At 60.3% G+C, this 18,705-nt stretch carries 16 protein-coding genes; 11 read left to right on the top strand and 5 right to left on the bottom strand.

The window, feature by feature from the left end; translation table 11 throughout:
* Window positions 1-241: 241 nt before the first annotated feature.
* Window positions 242-2,653 carry a glucose/quinate/shikimate family membrane-bound PQQ-dependent dehydrogenase gene (locus AC3ZU9_RS05555; protein WP_012722425.1) on the bottom strand — a complete coding sequence of 804 codons (2,412 nt, stop codon included), beginning with the start codon at window positions 2,651-2,653 and terminating at the stop codon, window positions 242-244.
* Between the two features lie 416 nt (window positions 2,654-3,069).
* Window positions 3,070-5,088 (bottom strand): TonB-dependent receptor, encoded by a 2,019-nt coding sequence (locus AC3ZU9_RS05550; protein WP_012722426.1) that lies wholly within the window; start codon window positions 5,086-5,088, stop codon window positions 3,070-3,072.
* A gap of 147 nt (window positions 5,089-5,235) precedes the next feature.
* Between AC3ZU9_RS05550 and AC3ZU9_RS05545 the strand changes: the two genes are divergently transcribed.
* Both AC3ZU9_RS05545 and AC3ZU9_RS05540 read left to right on the top strand, forming a co-directional pair.
* On the top strand, window positions 5,236-5,469 hold the full coding sequence (locus tag AC3ZU9_RS05545) for a VF530 family protein (RefSeq protein ID WP_012722427.1): 234 nt from the start codon (window positions 5,236-5,238) through the stop codon (window positions 5,467-5,469).
* Window positions 5,470-5,473: 4 nt separating this feature from the next.
* Window positions 5,474-6,097, top strand: a complete 624-nt coding sequence (locus tag AC3ZU9_RS05540; protein WP_093542044.1) for a Pr6Pr family membrane protein — start codon at window positions 5,474-5,476, stop codon at window positions 6,095-6,097.
* Between the two features lies 1 nt (window position 6,098).
* On the opposite strand, the gene AC3ZU9_RS05535 is transcribed toward AC3ZU9_RS05540, so the two are convergent.
* Together AC3ZU9_RS05535 and AC3ZU9_RS05530 are read right to left on the bottom strand one after the other, a co-directional pair.
* Entirely contained in the window at window positions 6,099-6,866 is a 768-nt protein-coding gene (locus tag AC3ZU9_RS05535; protein WP_093542041.1) for a siderophore-interacting protein, read from the bottom strand.
* The gene (locus AC3ZU9_RS05530; RefSeq protein WP_012722430.1) at window positions 6,863-7,384 is read right to left on the bottom strand and encodes a PadR family transcriptional regulator; all 522 of its coding nucleotides are present in this window, start codon (window positions 7,382-7,384) and stop codon (window positions 6,863-6,865) included. The genes AC3ZU9_RS05535 and AC3ZU9_RS05530 overlap by 4 nt, the downstream gene beginning before the upstream one ends.
* Window positions 7,385-7,856: 472 nt before the next feature.
* Between AC3ZU9_RS05530 and AC3ZU9_RS05525 the strand changes: the two genes are divergently transcribed.
* The 9 genes from AC3ZU9_RS05525 (at window position 7,857) to AC3ZU9_RS05485 (ending at window position 15,605) form a co-directional block, all read left to right on the top strand.
* Window positions 7,857-8,366 (top strand): fimbrial protein, encoded by a 510-nt coding sequence (locus AC3ZU9_RS05525; protein ID WP_043204847.1) that lies wholly within the window; start codon window positions 7,857-7,859, stop codon window positions 8,364-8,366.
* A 51-nt stretch (window positions 8,367-8,417) separates the two neighbouring features.
* Window positions 8,418-8,972 carry a fimbrial protein gene (locus AC3ZU9_RS05520; RefSeq protein WP_012722432.1) on the top strand — a complete coding sequence of 185 codons (555 nt, stop codon included), beginning with the start codon at window positions 8,418-8,420 and terminating at the stop codon, window positions 8,970-8,972.
* Between the two features lie 19 nt (window positions 8,973-8,991).
* Window positions 8,992-11,586, top strand: a complete 2,595-nt coding sequence (locus AC3ZU9_RS05515) for an outer membrane usher protein (RefSeq protein ID WP_012722433.1) — start codon at window positions 8,992-8,994, stop codon at window positions 11,584-11,586.
* Complete coding sequence (locus AC3ZU9_RS05510) at window positions 11,583-12,344, top strand: fimbria/pilus periplasmic chaperone (protein ID WP_320400277.1); 762 nt, start codon at window positions 11,583-11,585, stop codon at window positions 12,342-12,344. The genes AC3ZU9_RS05515 and AC3ZU9_RS05510 overlap by 4 nt, the downstream gene beginning before the upstream one ends.
* Window positions 12,345-12,365: 21 nt before the next feature.
* Window positions 12,366-12,944 carry a fimbrial protein gene (locus AC3ZU9_RS05505; RefSeq protein WP_012722435.1) on the top strand — a complete coding sequence of 193 codons (579 nt, stop codon included), beginning with the start codon at window positions 12,366-12,368 and terminating at the stop codon, window positions 12,942-12,944.
* Window positions 12,945-12,954: 10 nt separating this feature from the next.
* Window positions 12,955-13,449, top strand: a complete 495-nt coding sequence (locus AC3ZU9_RS05500; protein WP_102061647.1) for a fimbrial protein — start codon at window positions 12,955-12,957, stop codon at window positions 13,447-13,449.
* Between the two features lie 13 nt (window positions 13,450-13,462).
* A complete protein-coding gene (locus AC3ZU9_RS05495) occupies window positions 13,463-13,942 on the top strand; it encodes a fimbrial protein (RefSeq protein WP_012722437.1) in 480 nt (159 codons plus the stop codon).
* Between the two features lie 11 nt (window positions 13,943-13,953).
* Window positions 13,954-14,502 carry a fimbrial protein gene (locus AC3ZU9_RS05490; RefSeq protein ID WP_490090401.1) on the top strand — a complete coding sequence of 183 codons (549 nt, stop codon included), beginning with the start codon at window positions 13,954-13,956 and terminating at the stop codon, window positions 14,500-14,502.
* Window positions 14,503-14,633: 131 nt separating this feature from the next.
* Window positions 14,634-15,605 (top strand): fimbrial protein, encoded by a 972-nt coding sequence (locus AC3ZU9_RS05485; RefSeq protein WP_102061648.1) that lies wholly within the window; start codon window positions 14,634-14,636, stop codon window positions 15,603-15,605.
* 1 nt (window position 15,606) lies between these two features.
* Here the strand turns inward: AC3ZU9_RS05485 and AC3ZU9_RS05480 are convergent, their stop codons facing one another.
* Window positions 15,607-18,705 carry a transglycosylase domain-containing protein gene (locus AC3ZU9_RS05480; RefSeq protein WP_490090400.1) on the bottom strand — a complete coding sequence of 1,033 codons (3,099 nt, stop codon included), beginning with the start codon at window positions 18,703-18,705 and terminating at the stop codon, window positions 15,607-15,609.

The following is an 18,705-nucleotide window of genomic DNA, read 5'->3' as shown; positions in this document are numbered from 1 at the left end:
ACTGTGGGAGGGGGCTTGTCCTAATGCCAGCCAGTTAAGAAGCAGCAAGAGCGAAAAGTAACGCGTGGCGAGGGAGCTTGCTCCCGCTGGATTGCGCAGCAGTCCCAGTCTTTTGAAACAAAGAGCTGGGGCCGCTTCGCGACCCAGCGGGAGCAAGCTCCCTCGCCACAGGTACGGTGCTCACCTTCAACTGACTGGCATTAGGGCTTGTCCCCTCCCACAGTCTTGTTGTCGGTGTCGCTTAATCCGGCAGTTTGAACGCCATCACATAGTCACCCTGCTTGGTACCCAGGGAGCCATGACCGCCGGCCATGACCAGCACGTACTGCTTGCCGTCCTTGCCGGTGTAGGTCATCGGTGTGGTTTGCGCGCCTGCAGGCAGGCGGCCTTCCCACAGTTGCTTGCCGTTTTTGACGTCGTAGGCACGCAGGTACTGGTCGAGGGTACCGCTGAGGAACGACACGCCACCGGCGGTGGTGAAGGTGCCGCCCAGGCTAGGTACGCCCATGGTCAGCGGGATTGGAACCGGCGAGCTGTCACGCACGGTGCCGTTCTTGTGCATCCAGAGGGTCTTGTGGGTGGTCAGGTCGACCGCCGCCACATAGCCCCACGCCGGTGCCTGGCACGGCAGGCCCATTGGCGACAGCATGGCTTCGAGGATCACGCCGTACGGCGCGCCTTTGTTCGGCTGCACGCCTTCGGTTTCGCTGACGCGTGGACCTTGCTTGGCGATCTCGGCGGCCGGGATCAGTTTCGATTTGAATGCCATGTAGCTTGGGTTCACGAAGGCAATCTGGCGAACCGGGTCGACGGAAATGCCACCCCAGTCGAACACGCCGAAGTTACCTGGGTAAACGATCGAGCCTTGCAGCGATGGCGGGGTGAAAGCACCGTCGTAGCGCATGGATTTGAAATCAATCCGGCACAGCATCTGGTCGAACGGCGTCACGCCCCACATGTCGCGCTCTTTGAGCGGCGGCGGCATGAAGTTCAGGTCGGACTTGGGTTGGGTCGGCGACGTGTGGTCGCCCGCGACCGCACCTTGCGGTACCGCCACTTCGTGGATCGGCACAACCGGTTGGCCGGTGGCGCGGTCCAGCACGTAGATGCTGCCTTGCTTGGTCGACGCCATCACCGCTTGCTTCACGCCTTCAGCGGTCTTGATGTCGATGAGCGAAGGCTGGCCGCCCACGTCCATGTCCCACAGGTCGTGGTGGGTGAACTGGAAGGTCCACTTCACGTGGCCGCTGTCGATGTCCAGGGCGGTCAGGCCGGCGCTGTATTTTTCCGAGTCTTCGGTACGGTCGCCGCCGTATTGGTCGGGCATCTGGTTGCCCATCGGCAGGTACAGCATGCCGAGTTTTTCATCCACGGCGAACATGGACCACATGTTCGGCGAGTTGCGGGTGTAGGTCTTGCCCTCGGCCAACGGCGTGGTGTCGTCCGGGTTGCCGCTGTCCCAGTTCCACACCAGCTTGCCGGTGTGCACGTCGAACGCGCGGATCACGCCGCTTGGCTCGTCGGTGGAAACGTTATCGGTGACGTGGCCGCCGATCACCACCAGGTTCTTGGTCACGGCCGGTGGCGACGTGGAGTAGTAACCGCCTGGGGCGAAGCTGCCGATGTTGGCACGCAGGTCGACCTGGCCTTTGTCGCCGAAGTCTTCGCACATCTTGCCGGTGTCGGCGTTGAGGGCGATCAGACGGGTGTCGGCAGTCGGTACGAAAATACGTTTCGGGCAGGCATTCGGTGCAGCGGCGGGGCTGGCGCTGCCGGTCGGGCTCTGCTCGGAAGCGTAGGCGGCGTCATCGTGATACGACACGCCACGGCAGGTCATGTGCGCCCAACCCTTGAAGTTCTCGGCACCCTGGCTGCTGATCTTCGGATCGAAGCGCCAGATTTCCTTGCCGGTGTCCGGGTCGAGTGCAATCACCTGGCTGTGCGGCGTGCACACGTAGAGCATGCCATTGACTTTCAGCGGGGTGTTTTCTGCGGTGGTCTCGCCTGGATCATTCGGGCCAGGGATGTCACCGGTGCGGAAGGTCCACGCAGGTACCAGTTTGTGAGCGTTTTCCGGAGTGATCTGTGCCAGCGGCGAGTAGCGATCACCGTAGGCCGAACGGCCGTAGGAGTTCCAGTCGCCATCGGCCTGGGACGGCGCAGCGCTGGCCATGCCCGGCACCGCATCGCGGTCCAGTTGACCCTTGATCTCACCGGGGTTGGTGAATTGGCTGGCGACGGCAGCCGCACCGGCCAGCACCACGGCCACGCTCAACGCGCCAGTGCCCAGCGGGGCAGGCTGGCCACGCAGCAACGGACGGCGAAACCACGGGAGCAGCATGACGATACCCAGGGCGAACAGCAGCGCCAGGCGCGGCACCAACTGCCACCAGTCCAGGCCGACTTCCCACAAGGCCCACACGGTGCTGGCGAACAGCACCAGTGCGTACAGACCCAACGCGGCGCGGCGGGTGGCCAGCAGCAGGACGCCGGTCAAGGTGATGCCGATACCGGCCAGCAGGTAGTACAGCGACCCACCGAGCATGCTCAGCTTGATACCCCCGGCCAACAAGGCCAGGCCCATGATCAGCAGCAAGACGCCTAGCAGCCTGGGCAGCAGGCGACTTGGGCTTGAGGCACCGTCAGTGCTCATAGTTGTGTTTCTCCGTTACGTTGGAATTATGTATCCCCGTGTGTCTTCACTGTAGATGACGATTCGGCACGGGCTTGGTTCAGCGTTAATTCGGTTTTTCCGGGGATAAACGGGGTTATCCACAGGCGGGCGATTTATCCCCAGGCGCAGAGGGGGGTAAGACAGCGCTGTCTTTGCAGGCGGGAAATGTCAGCAAGATGGGGTCGACCGGGGAGTGAAACGTTTCAGGTTATTGCCGGGAAGGATAAAGGCAGTGGGCGCCGAGAGAAAGCGCAAATCGCAAGATGCATCATTTCCGATTTGGTAACAGTGACTAAATGTCGCTGCAAAAAGAGGGGCAGGGCAGGGTTTTTGTAGTGAGCGAGCTTGCCTCGCGCGGGGCAAGCCCGCTCACTGCAAGTAGTCAGGCGTACACCTTAGAACGTTGTACGGAGACCGAACTGCACGCTTCTGCCCGGTGCCGGCGCGATATCGCGCAGGATCGAGCTGGCATAGCGCACCGTCTGGTTGGTCAGGTTCTCACCGTTCACAAACGCCAGCCACTGGCTGCCCCCCATGTTGAAGCGATAACCCGCGCTCGCGCCCAGGGTGGTATAGCCATCGGTGCCGCTCTCGTTATCCGGCACACGCCCTTGGCCGGCGGCATGTTCCACGTCGATGCGCGCCTGCCAGCGGTCGAGTTCCCACAGCAAGCCGCTGTTCAAGCGTAACGGTGCAATGCGCGGCAGGGCTTCGCCGGTATCGAGGTTGGTGGCGCGGGTGTAGTCGCCCGACAGTTCCAAGGCGAATTTGCCGTAGGCGCCTTCGCCAAGCTTCCAGTGATCCTGGGCTTCGAAGCCGGCGAAACGTGCACGCACGCCGGAGTATTCGTACTCAGGGATACCGGCTGCGTCCTCTTCACCTTCATCGTTCAATGTGCGACCGGTGCCCAGCAAGCCGATGTAATTGGAGAAGCGGCTGTAGAACACGCCGAAGCTGCCCTTGTGGGTGCCGGTGTCAAAGCGCAGTGCCAGGTCGCTGGACACGGCTTTTTCTTTTTTCAGGTTGGCATCGCCCAATTCGTAAGTGCCGGTGGCGACGTGGGCGCCGTTGGCATACAGCTCGTAGAAGGTCGGCGCGCGCTCGGTGTAGCCCAAGGTCGCGGCCAGGGACCAAATTGGCGTGAGGGTGTACACGGCGCCCGATGACAGGCTGCCGGCGGTGAAGGTGTTGGACCGGTCGGCATTGGCGAAACGCGCATTGCCCTTGGCATCCGGGTCGACGCTGGTGTGTTCCAGGCGCCCGCCGAGGCTGAGTTTCAGGCGCTCGGTGGCCTGCATTTCTTCAAGGATAAACAGTGCGCCGGCGTTGGTATCGGTCTGCGGCACGAAGGCTTCTTCGCCGAGGGCCGAGAACTCGTTGCGGGTCACTTGTGCGCCGACCACGCCGTCGAACGGGCCGATCGGCTGGTGGCGCGCTTCAACCCGCGCTTCATAACCTTTGTTTTTGAAGATCGTGCCGGTTTCGCCGCCTTCGATTTCGCGGTGCTCGTAGTCGGTATAGCCCGCGTCGAGTTTCAGCGAGGTAAACGGGCCTTGCAGGTTGCGGATCTCCGACGCGAAAGCGTAGTGATCCTGCTGCATGCGGATGCGTACATCCTGCTCGGCGGGAGAGCCGTAGTTGGCGTCGTAGTTGCTGTAGGACAGCCCGGCATAACCGTCGTCCCAGGTGTAGGAACCGCCCACGGCGCCGCCGTCCTGGCGCCCATCACTGTTGCCCAGGCGGCCATTCTTCCCGGGCGCGTCGTCGGTTGCCGGGGCGTGTCGGCTGCGGGCTTGGCCAGGGATCTTAAGGTCGTTGAATTCCCGTGCATTGGCATCCAGGTGCAAGGCGAACGTGCCGTTACCGGCTTCCAGTCTGCCGGCGCTGCTGCGGGTGGTGTCGGCGCCGCCGTAGCGCAACTCACCGGCACCGTGGATGCCTTCGATGGCCTCGGTCGGGATGCGGTTGTCGAAGGTATTGACCACCCCACCGATGGCGCTGCCGCCGTACAACAGGGCCGCGGGGCCGCGCACGATTTCGATGCGGTCGACGTTGACCGGGTCCAGCGGCACCGCATGGTCGTAGGACAGCGACGACGCATCCAGCGCACCGACGCCATTGCGCAGGATGCGAATGCGGTCGCCATCCTGGCCGCGAATGATCGGTCGGCTGGCACCTGGGCCGAAGTACGACGACGACACGCCTGGCTGCTTGTTGAGGGTTTCGCCGAGGCTGCCTTTTTGTTGCAGGGTCAGGTCATCGCCTTCGAGCACGGTGGTGGGCGAGGCGAGTTGTTCGCTGCCCAGCGGGTTGCCGGTGATGACTTGGGGTTGCAGTTCAAGGGCCTGGGCTTCGGAGCAGATCAGCAGGGCGGCAGCGAGCGGGGACAAGCGCCACAGAGAAGAGAGGGACATCGGACATTCCTTGGCAAAACGGGGAAAAGATTTGATATTTATCGTTACAATATAACATCTCTTTTTCGCTGGGAACGGGAACTTTTTATAACCGGGCAGGCGGGTGATAAGGTGTGCACCTTCGTGACCCTTTTTCATAGGCCTGGCATGACCGCGACAAGCAACGACCCCCTCCACGGCGTGACCCTGCAACACGTCCTCACCACGCTGGTGGAACACTACGAATGGGAAGGCCTGGCCGAGCGCATTGATATCCGCTGCTTCAAGAGCGACCCGAGCATCAAATCGAGCCTTACGTTCCTGCGCAAAACCCCATGGGCTCGGGAGAAAGTCGAAGGGTTGTACGTGAAGCTGATGCGCACCAAACGCCCGTTGGATTGATCCCATGAAGCGGTTCGTGGCGGCAGCGGCATTGGCCGGCTGGGCGGGGTTGGCGATTCAGCAATACCTGATTTTCTATTCGCGCTGGACGTCTGGCGCCAGCCTGCTCGGCGGGCTGATCAACTTTTTCAGTTTCTTCACCGTGCTCACCAACACCCTGGCGGTGGTGGTGTTGAGCTATGCCTGGGTGAATCGCGACTCAGCGGCGAAGCGGTTTTTTCTCGCGCCAAGGGTCAGCAGTGGCATTGCTGTGAGCATCGTTGTGGTCAGCCTGGCCTACAACCTGCTGCTACGGCATTTGTGGAGCCCTTCAGGCTTTCAATTCATTGCTGATGAATTGCTGCATGACGTGATGCCGGTGCTGTTTTTGATCTACTGGTGGCGGTGTGTGCCCAAGGGCCATTTGCGCTTCAGGCACATCGGCGCCTGGGTGATCTACCCGTTGGTGTACTTCGCCTACGCGCTGCTGCGTGGGGACTTGCTCGGGCAGTATCAGTACCCGTTCATTGATGTGAGCACCCTGGGTTATCCACAGGTGTTTGTGAATGCCGGGGGGATTCTGTTGGGGTTTGTGTTGATCGCGCTGGCGGTGGTGGGGCTGGATAGGCTCATCAAGCCCCGCACCTGACTCACTCTTCTTCGCTGCCCTCGGCCCGCCAGTAACCGACGGCCTTGAGGAATTCCTCGTTGACCTTGTGCGTGTCCAGCAACACACGTCGTACCTGGCGCGACAGCTTGGTTTCGGTTGCGACAAAGCTGTACAGCGAACCGGCCGGCAGGCTCAGGTTGCGCACTGTTTCGAGCAGGTCATCCTGGCCGCGCACCACCCATTTCACCTGCACATCGGCGGCACTCTGCAGGGCTTGGCGCTCTGCTTCATTGGCGATCTCAATCACCGCCAGCACCGTGCGCCCGGCCGGGAGTTCTTCCAGGCGGCGCGCGATGGCGGGCAGGGCGGTTTCATCGCCGATCAGCAGGTAGCTGTCGAAGATATCCGGCACGATCATCGAGCCCCGTGGCCCGCCGATATACAGGTGTTGGCCGACTTGCACCTGCTCGGCCCAGGTGGACGCAGGGCCATCGCCGTGCAGCACAAAGTCGATATCCAGCTCACCCGCGTCCAGGTCAAAGCGCCGGGGCGTGTAGTCGCGCATGGCCGGTTGCGGGCCTTCGCCTTTGATGCTGAAGGTCGGGCTTTCCAGCGCCGCTTGTTCAGCGGCGTTTTGCGGGAACAGCAGCTTGATGTGATCGTCGCTACCCAGGCTGACAAAGCCCGCCAGCTCAGGGCCGCCGAGCGTGATGCGGCGCATGCGTGGGGTGAGATCAACCACCCGCAGCACTTGCAGGCGGCGACGCTTGATCTCGTGGGTAACGCGATGGATGGCTTGCGTATTCATTGGTCTTTCCCGTCGGCAATGGCTTGAGCGGTGCCGTTGAGCAGCGCCGCGACACGAATGATTTCTTCCGGGCTCCAACGCCCGTGGTGCGAATGCAAGGCGTGACGCAGGTTGTGCACCGCCTCGTGGATTTGCGGTGGACGGTCGTGGCCGCGCAGTGAGCGTTTGCTCACATCGATGCGCATGCGGATGCCGTCGAGGGCAACCGCCTGTTCGCTTAAGAAGAGACGACCGGCGTCGGTGATTGTGTAGCGTTTTTTTCCACCTGCGGCGTCGCCAGCGATCAATTCACTTTCTTCAAGAAAGGTCAGGGTGGGGTAAATCACGCCGGGGCTGGGGGTGTAGGCGCCGTCGAACAGGCTTTCGATCCGGCGAATCAAGTCGTAGCCGTGGCACGGTTGCTCGGCGATCAGCGCCGGCAACAGCAGTTTCAAATCGCCGGGGGCAAACACCCGGGGGCCGCGACCGCGGCCGCCGCGGGGGTCAAAACTGTCGCGTGGGTGAGGATGGTCTCGCATGGTAGGAGCCTCTGTGTGTGTCTAGATATAACGTAAGATATATCTTAGATTTCACGCAAGGGCGCCCGACGGACGGTCCGCGTACCGCCACAGTGTTTTGCACTATTTAGTGGGTCTGCCTAAGTAAACAGTGTTGTTTTTTTGAATATGTAATCCTATTCTTACGGACTCTTCGCAACTAAAGAATTCTCGTTTAGTTCAATGTAATCCCTTTCTTACAGTCGTTCTTAAAGTTTTGGCAAATTGCCATAATCTTCCTATGTGTCTTGGTGTAACAAGGCCACGAGATTCAGGGAAAAAGACGGCTTACTTGCTCGTGCTCGCAGCGGAAACTTGTCGGGTGTCGAACGGCTCCTGATTTGCAATGCAAATAGTTGGAAAAAATCGGCGCTTTTAATAGGTCCTCGCACAACTGCGTCAGGATTTCTAACGATGATTATTGATAGGTGAGTACTTGCAAATGAAATCTAAAATGAAAGCTGCGCTGTTCTCTGTCGGGCTGTTGGCTGCTTCGATGTCCGTTGCTAATGCGGCGGATGGAACCATTACCTTTACCGGCTCGGTGCACTCGGGTGCTTGCTCTATCAAGCCTGAATCCGTCGATCAGACTGTTCCCCTGGGTTCGATCGCAAAGCACCAGTTGCAAGATGGCGGTAAGTCCAATGCGCGCCCTGTGACCATCGAACTGGAAGGCTGCGATTTGACCGGCCTCACCGATAACACCGTGACCACCACCTTCACCGGCGCGCCCTCCAGCGCTGTTCCGGGAGCGATCGGTACCGTGGGTGGCGCGGGCGGCGTGGGCGTCATGATGACGCACGGGGGTCGTCCTATTCAGCTGGGTGTCGCGACCACCCCGCAGGCCATTTCCGTCGGTGATAACACGTTGGAATTTGGTGCTTATGTACAAGGCGCCGCCACGGGCACGATCGTCCCGGGTGATTTCAGCGCGGTCACCAACTTTACCTTGGCTTATCAGTAAGTTTTTCCCCCGCCACCCCGGGTGGCGGGGGGACGCTGACGGGAGGTCCAGGTGAAAACATTCATAAGTCTCGCTATTGCCTCTTTATTGACGATCACCAGCGCCCCTGGCGCGCAAGCGTCTTCGCAAGGCGAAGGGGTTGTCACGCTGGGCGGCGTGGTCGTTGACTCAGCCTGCGGGCTGGAAGCGGGCAGTGCCGATCAGACGATCGTGATGCCCCCCGAACCTGTGGGCCGGCTTTTGCGATTGGCAAGGGGCGCACCCCACCCCTTCCAGTTACGTCTCGTCAATTGCTCATTGAGTCGCGAGGACCCCTTGCGCCCAGGTGTACCGCTGCCTGATTGGCAGCATCTGCGGGTGACGTTCGACGGGCCCAGCGATAGGGAAGGGCGCTCCTTTGCCGTGTCGGGTGGCTCACAAGGGGTCGCTTTCCATATTGAGGATGCTGCGGGTCAAGAGAGTGTGCCGGGTCAGCCGATGGCGCTGCTGCCGATAGTGGAAGGCGATATGACACTCCACTACAGGCTTTACCTGGTGGGTAACGGACTACCGCTGGTGGTGGGATCTCACGGTGCCGCAGTGCGATTCAAGTTGGAATACTTCTGAACAGTGATGGGTTGTTTTCATGTTGAATACGTCGAAGGTGAAAAGTGCACTCCGCCCAAGCCTTTTTGGCGGGTTGATGTCACTGGCAGGCACTGTATTGGGTGCCGGAGATATAGAGTTTAATACCGACGTTCTTGATCTTAATGATCGCACGAATATCGACTTGTCTCAGTTTGCGCGCAGCGGCTTTATTCTGCCTGGCACTTACTCGATGGTGGTGCAGATCAATACTCAGGCCATTGCGGAACAATCGGTGGCGTTTTATCCCCCCGATGATGATCCCAAAGGGAGCGAGGCCTGTTTATCACCCGAATTGGTAGAACAGTTGGGCCTGAAAACGTCCGGTGCCGCCAAACTGACTTGGTGGAACGGCGGACGCTGCCTGGATATCACAGGCTTGCCGGGTATGGAGGTGAGTGGAGATTTAGCCACTTCTACGCTGAACATCAGTCTTCCCCAAGCCTACCTTGAGTACAGCGCCATTAATTGGGATCCGCCCTCCCGCTGGGACGAGGGCGTGCCGGGCTTGTTGGTTGACTACAACATGACGGCGCAGTCGAGTTATCAAAAGGATGAGCGCAACCGTAATAACTTCAGTGGGAACGGAACACTCGGTGCCAATGCCGGGGCGTGGCGCCTGAGAGCTGATTGGCAGGGGCGCGTCGAGAGCGGCCGCGAGCGGTCCTACAAGGATCAAAAGCTGGAGTGGAGCCGCTACTACGCTTACCGCGCGGTGCCTGCGTTGAAGGCGCGTTTGGTGGTGGGCGAGGACTATCTGTATTCGGACCTGTTCGACAGTTTCCGTTTTACCGGTGCCTCGCTCAATTCGGATGAAAGCCAGTTGCCGCCTAACTTGCGCGGCTATGCACCTGAAGTGGTCGGGGTGGCCAAGACCAACGCGAAAGTCGTCATCAGCCAGAAGGGACGCGTGTTGTACGAAACCCTGGTGGCGGCAGGGCCGTTTCGCATTCAAGACCTGCGGGATGCAGTATCCGGCACGCTGGATGTGCGGGTGGAGGAGCAGGATGGTTCGGTGCGCAGCTTCCAGATCGACACGGCGGGTGTTCCTTACCTGACGCGCCCCGGGCAAGTGCGTTACAAGCTGGCGACTGGGCGGCCGTCCAACCTTCAGTACGGCGCTGACGGAGATTTTTTCGGCACGGGAGAGTTCTCTTGGGGGGTCAGTAATGGCTGGTCCCTGTTTGGCGGCGGCATGACGGATAACAACTACCGGGCGGTTTCCGTGGGTGCGGGTCGCGACCTGCTGGCATTCGGGGCCATATCGTTGGACGTGACGCAGTCTCGCGCAGAGCTCTGGAACGAGACGCTCTCGGGAAAATCGTACCGCCTTCAATACTCCAAGCACTTTGAACAATACGACAGCCAAGTCACCTTCGCGGGCTATCGGTTTTCCGAGAAGAACTTTTTGAGTATGAGTGAATACTTGGATGCTCGTCATTACGGGTTGAACGGCGAGCTCAGCAGTCGTAGCGAACTCACCGACGGCTGGAAGCCGATTGGCGGCAGCAAGGCGCTGTATACCGCGACGGTTAACAAGCAGTTCCGGGACCTGGGGGCCACTGTCTACGCCAGTTACAGCAAACAAACGTATTGGGAGCGGCCGGCCACTCAGCGCTGGAACATGTCGGTGTCACGCTACTTCAGCGTGGGCTCCGTCAAGAATATGAGCCTGTCCCTGAACCTGTACCGCAGTCAGGAATACAGCCATAAAGATAACGGCGTAGCGCTGACCGTCAGTCTGCCGTTGGGACGCAGCGGCACGCTGTCGCTGGATGCCAATAGAGCTGCGGGTGAGAACAACTTTTCCACCCGTTACAGCGATCGCTTCGATGAGCGCAACAGCTACCAGCTCAGTGCCGGCGACACGTCCGCCAGTGGTTATTTGAGTCATATCGGTGACCAGGCGGACATTGATCTCAGTGTCAGCACCCAAGAGGGCAATTACAGCAGCCTGGGTGTGTCTGCGCGCGGGGGGGGCACGCTCACGCCTTACGGTGGGGCACTGCATCGTTCCAGCAGTACCGGCGGAACCCGTTTGATGGTCGACACCGGCGGTGTGCCCGATGTGCCTGTGCGGGCTTACGGCACTCCGACCCGCACTAACGCCTTCGGCAAGGCAGTTATCTCCGACATCGGCAGTTATCAGCGCACGGCGGCCAGTGTTGACCTGGAGAACTTGCCTGGCAACGTCGAAGCCACTCAATCAGTGACGCAACTGACGCTCACCGAGGGCGCTATTGGTTACCGGTCGCTGGAGGTGATTGCCGGTGAGAAGGCCATGGCTGTTCTTCGCCTGCAGGACGGCAGTTCACCCCCCTTCGGCGCGACGGTGAAGAACCTCAAGCAGCAGGACACCGGCATCGTCAACGACGGCGGCAATGTCTACCTGAGCGGTATACAGGCCGGCAAACAGATGATCGTCAGTTGGGGCGGTAGCGAGCAATGCGTCCTTACGCTCCCGGCCATTTTGCCCGCGGATGCGTTGACCAACGCCCTCGAACTGAGCTGCCAGAGCGTCGCCACTGATCAATCCTTGCCCGAACCAGCAACGCTGACCGGGAAGCCAATTAATACGGAGAACACATCCTCATGACGCTGAATACGCGCCGCCTATTCCAGGCATTCGCTCTACTGGTCCTGGGCTTGAGCCAGAGCACTCAAGCCGCGGTGGGCCTGGATCGGACCCGAGTGATTTTTGACGGCGGCAAAGAGGCCACCAGTGTGAACATCACCAACAACAATACCCAGCTTCCGTATTTGGCCCAGGGCTGGATCGAGGATGAAGACGGCAAAAAAATCACCACGCCCTTGATCGTACTGCCACCGGTTCAACGCTTGGAGCCTGGCAAGCAAAGCCAGGTGAAGGTTCAGGCATTGCCGGCGGCCAAGATGTTGCCGCAGGACCGGGAGACGGTTTTCTACTTCAACCTGAGGGAAATTCCGCCGCGCAGCGATAAGGCCAACACGCTGCAAATTGCGCTGCAAACCCGGATCAAATTGTTCTACCGGCCCCAAGCTATTGCCCCCAGCCAGCAAGACCTGTCCAACCCTTGGCAGGAGAAGCTGACCCTCACCCGCGAAGGCGAGCATTACAAGGTGAATAACCCTACGCCTTACTACGTGACCCTGGTGGATGCGCGCAGCAGCAAGGACGGTAAAACCGTGCCGGGTTTTGAACCCCTCATGGTTCCGCCCAAAGGTGCGCTGGCGTTGGGCCCCACGGCCAAAGCACTCGGTACCACACCCTATTTGTCCTATGTGAATGACTACGGCGGCCGTCCGGTGCTGGCGTTCACCTGCAGTGGCGATACCTGCAAGGTGAACACCCAAGCCTCGCCGCGTAATGAGTAGCACCTGCTGCGGGAGAACATCATGAAGTCGCAACGTATAAGCGCCTGGGCCGGCCTGTTACTGGTCTTGATGGGAAGTGCGCACGCCGAGGATGAGGACATTGAAGGCATGAGCGGGAAGCTGAATATTCTCGGGTCCATGCATGAAGTTCCGTGCAGCCTGGAGATGGCATCAATGGATCAGACGATTGACCTGGGTGCCGTGTCGACGAGCCAGCTCCAGCGGCCCGGCGATCAGGCGACAGCCAAGGCATTCCAACTGCTTTTCAAGGACTGCCAACGCACCGCAGGCAGCATCCGCAATGAGCGCACCGGGAACCTGACATGGAGTGCGCATCAACCGGTGGTGACGGTCATGTTTGTCGGACTTGCCGATGCCGATGATGCACGCCTGCTCAAAGTTCAAGGCATCACCGGGATGGGCTTGCGCATGATCGATGCCCTGGGGCGGGACGTACAGCTGGGCTCAAGGGGCCAACCGTTGTTCTTGCCTGTGGGCAATAGCACGCAGACCTGGAATGTCCAACCCACGCGCACCTCCGCACCTTTGACCAGCGGGGCCTTTCGGGCCGTCGTTGATTTCAGGCTCAAATATGAGTGAGGGCAGAACAATGGCTAAGTCAAAAGGCCCGTGGGCCCTTCTTATCGGCGGCGGCTTACTGTGGGTGGTCAGTCAAGGTGTGCAGGCTGACGTCAATCTGAGCATCCGTGCGGTCATCATTGCGCCTCCGCCGTGCGTCATAAACAACGGCAGTACGCTCGATGTGCCTTTCGGCAATGACCTGCTGACGTCACGGATCGACGGCGTCAACTATCGTCGGGGCGTGCCCTATACCGTCAGCTGTGACTCCCCGTTCAGCAACGCGTTGACACTGGAACTCAGGGGCACGGGGGCTTCGTTTGATGGTCGCGTGCTGTTGACCCGCAAGCCCGACCTTGGGGTAAAGCTGTTCATCAATGGCGCTGACTGGCCTCTGAATACGGCCGTGAATTTTACCTACCCCAACTTCCCGGTCGTGCAGGCGGTACCTGTCAAGCGCGCGGGCAGCACGCTGACGGGAGGTGCATTCGATGCCGCCGCCACCCTTGTGGTCGATTACCAATGAAGAGAAGCGATCCATGACATTTCGGCAGCAGCGAGCGTTGCTCGCCTTGTGCTTCATCGGCTTTTGCAGTGGCGCGTCGGCCAACCTGACGTTCAGCGGAACACTGAATGAGCCGCCCCCTTGCACCATTAATGCAGGAACCACGATTGAAGTCGATTTTGGCGATGTCGGGGTCAAGCAGGTCGATGGTGTGAAATACCGCAGGGCACTCGGTTACCTCATTACCTGCGGCGCCGACACGCTGCCGTGGCAGCTGAAATTGAGCGTTAACGGAACACCAGCGGCTTATGACGCCTCGGCGGTGCAGACCAGCGCCGCTGACCTGGCCATTCGGATTTTTCAGAATAACGCCCCGTTCCTGCTCAATACGCCACTGGATATCGCCCTGTCGTCACCGCCGCTGTTGGAGGCTGTACCCGTCAAACGTCCAGGCGCAATCCTGGCCCCGGCAAGGTTCACGGCGGTGGCCACGCTGTTGGCCGAATACCAGTAGGAGTTGAGTCTATGCACCCTGCAATTGTTCATAAGGCTTGGCCCTGTGTCGGGCTGGCATTACTGCTCACCTTCGGCTTGATCCCCACGGGGCAGGCGGCGGACAACCTGTCCTTCAAGGGCAACCTGGTTGAAGAAGCCTGCACCCTCCGACCGGGTGACGAGTCGATCACCCTGGAACTCTGGGACGTTACCAGCAAGCACCTCTACATCAACACGCGCACGCAGGGAAAGGGCTTCAAGGTGCACCTGGAAGACTGCGATACCAGTATTGGCAACACCGTCACCATCACGCTCGGGGGGCGAGAAAACATGGCGCTACCCGGCTTGTTCGCGCTGGATGGTGGAAGTATTGCCTCAGGCATCGGCATCGGTCTGGAGACACCGGCTAATAAGCCATTGCCCGTGAATTCCGTCAGCGATGAACAGGTGCTGAGTAATGGCAGCAATGTCATTGAACTCAAGGCCTACGTGCAGGGCGAACCGAATGCCATCAAGGATCAAACCATAGGGCACGGCGCCTATAGGGTGACCTCAACGTTCACGTTGGACTACCCGTAACGCGGTACACCGAAACTCATAGGCTGAAAGAAATAGCCTCAGACAAACTTCAACTCGCTTCTGGGCGGCTTAAACGCACGGGCTGAATGTTCGTCGTGCGGTGCCCGTTAAGTGAGCAATGAGAGATCAACATGAAACGACTATATGGAGTCTTGCTGCTTCTGGTCCTGACAGGTATTGCGACGACCGCCAGAGCAACGGATTGCCGTGTGAACGGCGGACCGTGGATATTTGTAGGCGCAGGCGGCACGCTAAACCTGCAAGTCCCCGTCACTGTTCAACTGGGTGCGGACAGAACCCGAATCATGCTGGAAGGGGTGCGGCTAGAGTGCCGGTTTTCCGGCTTTGGGGGGAGCCAACCTTGGTATACGGACTACTGGGCGACGTCGGCCAGAGTAGGACCTGCCTGGGTACCCGGTGCAAAATTTGCCAACCAAGGCACGGGCTTACGGATAAACGGAAGTTACTACAACAACCCCGTTCCGAATGGCATTCGAATGACAACCATGCCGAACAATCTCATCGGCGTCCCGGTCGATGTAACGCCCTATATTCTAGTGCGCAATGATCCTGCCAACCCTATCGACGTTCGCATCGGGGATGTGCTTGGAAGATTGAATCTCGACCAGACAAACAACTACAACTCCGGCAGTTCGGCGCTTGCGGTGACCTACACCGCCGCCAATAACTTCTCCATTTCGCCGTCAACGTGCACGATCAACAATAACAACCCGATTGACATCAACTTCGGCAACGTACACCAGAGAGCGATAGGCACCGACCCGCTGACAACGACCGTGCGCAGCGACCGTCGGCTGACTTACTCATGCCCGGACGGCGGGATTACCACGCCGATCACCATCACTTATAAGGGCGTCCCCTCGACGTTCGACTCACGCCTGTTGGTGATGACCAATCCCGATGTAGGCACGGCGCTTGTCCGTGCAGGGACTGCGGTTCGAGTCGGCAGCTCCTTCCTCACCCAAATCAACAACAGTGTGGGGGGCGATGACGTGACCTTTACGCTGGTCAGGCGTGCGGGCTCCCTACCCACTGCCGGGCCCATCAACGGCAGCGGTGTGCTGGTGATGGGTGTGCCATGACCTAAGGCCCCGCCACACACTGTGAGTGGCTACCCGGTTGCAGGTACGGCGTCAGGATCGGCGCCATGCCCTTGAGCACCTGCACCGGCAGCGCCGAGGTGAACGTGAAGTGCTGCGCCGAGGCACCGGGCACGAAGGCGGTGAGTGTGCCGAAGTGCTGTTCGCCGATGTAGAACACAAAGGTCGCCGTGCGGTTGATCGACTTGGAGCTCAGCACCCGCCCGCCGGCGCCGATGGCTTCAATCCGGTTATCGCCGGTACCGGTCTTGCCACCCATGGCCAAGGGCGAGCCGTCGGCCAGTTTGAAGCTGCCGGAAACCCGCTTGGCGGTGCCGGCGTCCACCACTTGGGACAAGGCCCCGCGCAACGCGGTGGCCACCTCGGAAGGCATCACCCGTTTGCCGCGGTCGGGGGTGTTGGTCAAGCGGGTTTCGTAGGGCGTGCCTGCGGCGAACTGCAGGCTGTCGATGCGCAGCACCGGCTCGCGCACACCATCGTTAAGAATAATCCCCATCAACTCTGCCAGCGCTGCCGGGCGGTCGCCCGAACTGCCGATGGCGGTGGCCAGCGACGGTACCAGGTGATCAAACGGATAGCCCACTGCCTGCCAGCGCTGGTGGATATCCAGGAACGCCTCGACCTCCAGCATGGTCCGGATACGGCTGTCCCGGGCGCTTTGATGGCGGCTCTTGAACAGCCAGCTGTACACCTCCTGACGCTCGAATTGACTGGCTTTGACGATCTCGCTGAAGGTCGCTTGCGGGTGGTTCAGCAGGTAGCCCAGCAGCCATAAATCCAAGGGATGGACTTTGGCGATGTAACCTTGGTCGGGCAAGTCGTAGGCGCCGGGGCCGTAACTCTTATAGAGCTTGGCCAGGCGCTCGTCGGTGAGTTTTTCCTGGGGCTTGACGCCGTTCAGGTGCGAGCGCACGAAGCGGTTGAAGGTGTCCTGGTTGGCGTCGGGCAACAGGTAACGGTGCACCGCCGCCAGGCGAATCGGCGTGGGCCGCAGGCTGTCGAGGAAGGTGTCCAGGCGCGCCTGGGTGTCTTTTTTCTGGTATTTCTTCCAGAACTTTTGCAGGAAGGTCGTGCCCTCGCGGTCGGCGAACCGGGCCAGGTATTCCTGGCGACGCGGGTCATCATCGTCCTTGAGCAGCACGGCGCTGTTGTTCGGCCCCGCGTAGGTGCTGTAGCGCACCAGGTCGCGCATCAAGCGGATAAACGGCAGGTTGATCGACTCACGCAAGGCGTCCCGCAGGGTGGGGTTGCGGCCATTGTCTTCGTTGCGAAAGTTATGGAAGTGATGCAGGCCGCCACCGGTGAAAAAACTTTCGCCGGGGTTGGCCGAATACGTGCGGTCCAGGGCCGCGTCGAGCATCGCGGCAAGCGATGTGCCGGGGTTCTGGACCAGGTAGTCGACGGCCCAGCGGCTGAGACGGTCCTGGTCGTTAATCTCGGCTTTTTTCAGTGCTGCCGGGGTTTGCCCGGCATAGCGTTGATGCAGTTCGGTGATGATTTGCAGGTAAGTCGTGAGTACCCGCAGCTTGGCGGTAGAGCCCAGTTCCAGCTTACTGCCTTCGTTGATGTCGAAGGGTTGGTCGGTGCTGTCGGTCTGGACCCGCACCCGTGAGCTGTCGGGAGTCAGTTCGAACAAGGTGAAGCTGTAGCGCACTTGCGGTGTGCTGTCGGCGGTGAGCAAGCGTGGGCCGATCAGGCCGATCTGACCGGCAAAGGTCGGGTCGGCCAAGTGTTTGAGGTACTCGGTGACCTGGGCTTGCAAGTCACTCTGCAAGGTACTGGTTGCGGACAGATCAAGGCGGTCAAGGTCGTACAGCGGGCGATTGAGCAGGGCGGCCAGACGGCTGCGGGCAACGCTGATGCCTTTGTTGGTTTCAATCGGTTGGATCGTCGGTTGCTGTTGCCAGTCGCGGTACGTGACCTTGGCGGCCAGCGCGGCCGCCGACAACGCCGAGTCGATCACGCCGTTTTGCGTGAGCAGGCGCAGATGGCTGTCGGTCAACTGCGCCAGCTCCTCGCGGCCCTTGCTCAGGTAGTGAGAGGGGCGGCGCTGGGCAATCATCAGCGACAGCACTTCACGCAGCGCCAGGCCACGTTGCTTCAGGCTTTGCGCATCGTGCGTGGTGCTGGCCAGCGCCTGGTTGACCTGGGCGAAATCGGCGCCGTACCACACACGCAATCCTTCGGCCATGCCGTGCACCTCACCGTGCCCGGGTACTGCCGACAACGGCACGCTGTTGAGGTAATCGCGCACCACATTCTGTCGGGCCTGTAACGTGTGTGGGCCGGCCTGATAAGCGCGCACGCTGGCGGAAATCATCTGGCGGAGTTTCTCACCGCCGGACAGCGTCAGGCCGTCGGGGGAGTGGCGATACTTTTCCAGCTGCGTGGCCAACGTGCTGCCCCCAGCGGTTTGCCCCGGCAGGTGCAGCAGCTTCGCCACCTGCGACCAGGCTGCCTTGGCAAAACGTGGCCAGTCCACGGCTGGGTTGGCCAGGGGCTGCTCGGGGTCGAGCAGGTCACGGTTCTCGATGAACAACAAGCTGTGCACCATTAACGGTGGTATGGCATCGAAACTTGCGTACAGTTGCTGCGGGTAGTTGAACTGGTACAACGGCGCCGCCCGGCAATCGGTGATGGACAGCCCCGCCTGGGTTTTTTCGGCATAGGGCACAAAAAAACCGTGGTTGTTGTAATCCATCAACGCGCCAGAGAACCGGGTTTGCGCCTGCACCCGATAATCGCGTTTAAGCAGCCGGGGCAAAAACTCTCCGAGGGCGCTGTAGCCCAGGCGCTTGTCGAATGGCCCGGCACCGGGGTAAACGATGGCCTCGCTGGGGCCGGGCTCAAGCGTATACGTGAGGCTGGCGGCCAGGCGGCTGAGCTCGCGGGCTTGCAGGGCAGAGGTGCGTACCTCCCGGGCGGTGGCGAAGCCGAGGGCAATCAAGGCCATCAACAGGACCAGCCAGAACACCCGTCGCCATAAACGGCGAGGTGCAGGCGTTTTGGGCAAAGATGGCTGATCCACACTGCTTTCTGAAACGGCAGCCTTGGTCGAATCCGATTGCCACAGAGCACCCAT

Source organism: Pseudomonas sp. A39 (assembly GCF_058145955.1).
This window is presented reverse-complemented; position numbering and strand designations above follow the sequence as displayed.

Excerpts from the sequence above, each read along its gene's own strand:
- AC3ZU9_RS05555 (WP_012722425.1), bottom strand. The coding sequence starts at position 2,653 with ATGAGCACTGACGGTGCCTCAAGCCCAAGTCGCCTGCTGCCCAGGCTG.
- AC3ZU9_RS05550 (WP_012722426.1), bottom strand. The coding sequence starts at position 5,088 with ATGTCCCTCTCTTCTCTGTGGCGCTTGTCCCCGCTCGCTGCCGCCCTG.
- AC3ZU9_RS05545 (WP_012722427.1), top strand. The coding sequence starts at position 5,236 with ATGACCGCGACAAGCAACGACCCCCTCCACGGCGTGACCCTGCAACAC.
- AC3ZU9_RS05540 (WP_093542044.1), top strand. The coding sequence starts at position 5,474 with ATGAAGCGGTTCGTGGCGGCAGCGGCATTGGCCGGCTGGGCGGGGTTG.
- AC3ZU9_RS05535 (WP_093542041.1), bottom strand. The coding sequence starts at position 6,866 with ATGAATACGCAAGCCATCCATCGCGTTACCCACGAGATCAAGCGTCGC.
- AC3ZU9_RS05530 (WP_012722430.1), bottom strand. The coding sequence starts at position 7,384 with ATGCGAGACCATCCTCACCCACGCGACAGTTTTGACCCCCGCGGCGGC.
- AC3ZU9_RS05525 (WP_043204847.1), top strand. The coding sequence starts at position 7,857 with ATGAAAGCTGCGCTGTTCTCTGTCGGGCTGTTGGCTGCTTCGATGTCC.
- AC3ZU9_RS05515 (WP_012722433.1), top strand. The coding sequence starts at position 8,992 with ATGTTGAATACGTCGAAGGTGAAAAGTGCACTCCGCCCAAGCCTTTTT.
- AC3ZU9_RS05510 (WP_320400277.1), top strand. The coding sequence starts at position 11,583 with ATGACGCTGAATACGCGCCGCCTATTCCAGGCATTCGCTCTACTGGTC.
- AC3ZU9_RS05505 (WP_012722435.1), top strand. The coding sequence starts at position 12,366 with ATGAAGTCGCAACGTATAAGCGCCTGGGCCGGCCTGTTACTGGTCTTG.
- AC3ZU9_RS05500 (WP_102061647.1), top strand. The coding sequence starts at position 12,955 with ATGGCTAAGTCAAAAGGCCCGTGGGCCCTTCTTATCGGCGGCGGCTTA.
- AC3ZU9_RS05495 (WP_012722437.1), top strand. The coding sequence starts at position 13,463 with ATGACATTTCGGCAGCAGCGAGCGTTGCTCGCCTTGTGCTTCATCGGC.
- AC3ZU9_RS05490 (WP_490090401.1), top strand. The coding sequence starts at position 13,954 with ATGCACCCTGCAATTGTTCATAAGGCTTGGCCCTGTGTCGGGCTGGCA.
- AC3ZU9_RS05485 (WP_102061648.1), top strand. The coding sequence starts at position 14,634 with ATGAAACGACTATATGGAGTCTTGCTGCTTCTGGTCCTGACAGGTATT.
- AC3ZU9_RS05480 (WP_490090400.1), bottom strand. The coding sequence starts at position 18,705 with ATGGGTGCTCTGTGGCAATCGGATTCGACCAAGGCTGCCGTTTCAGAA.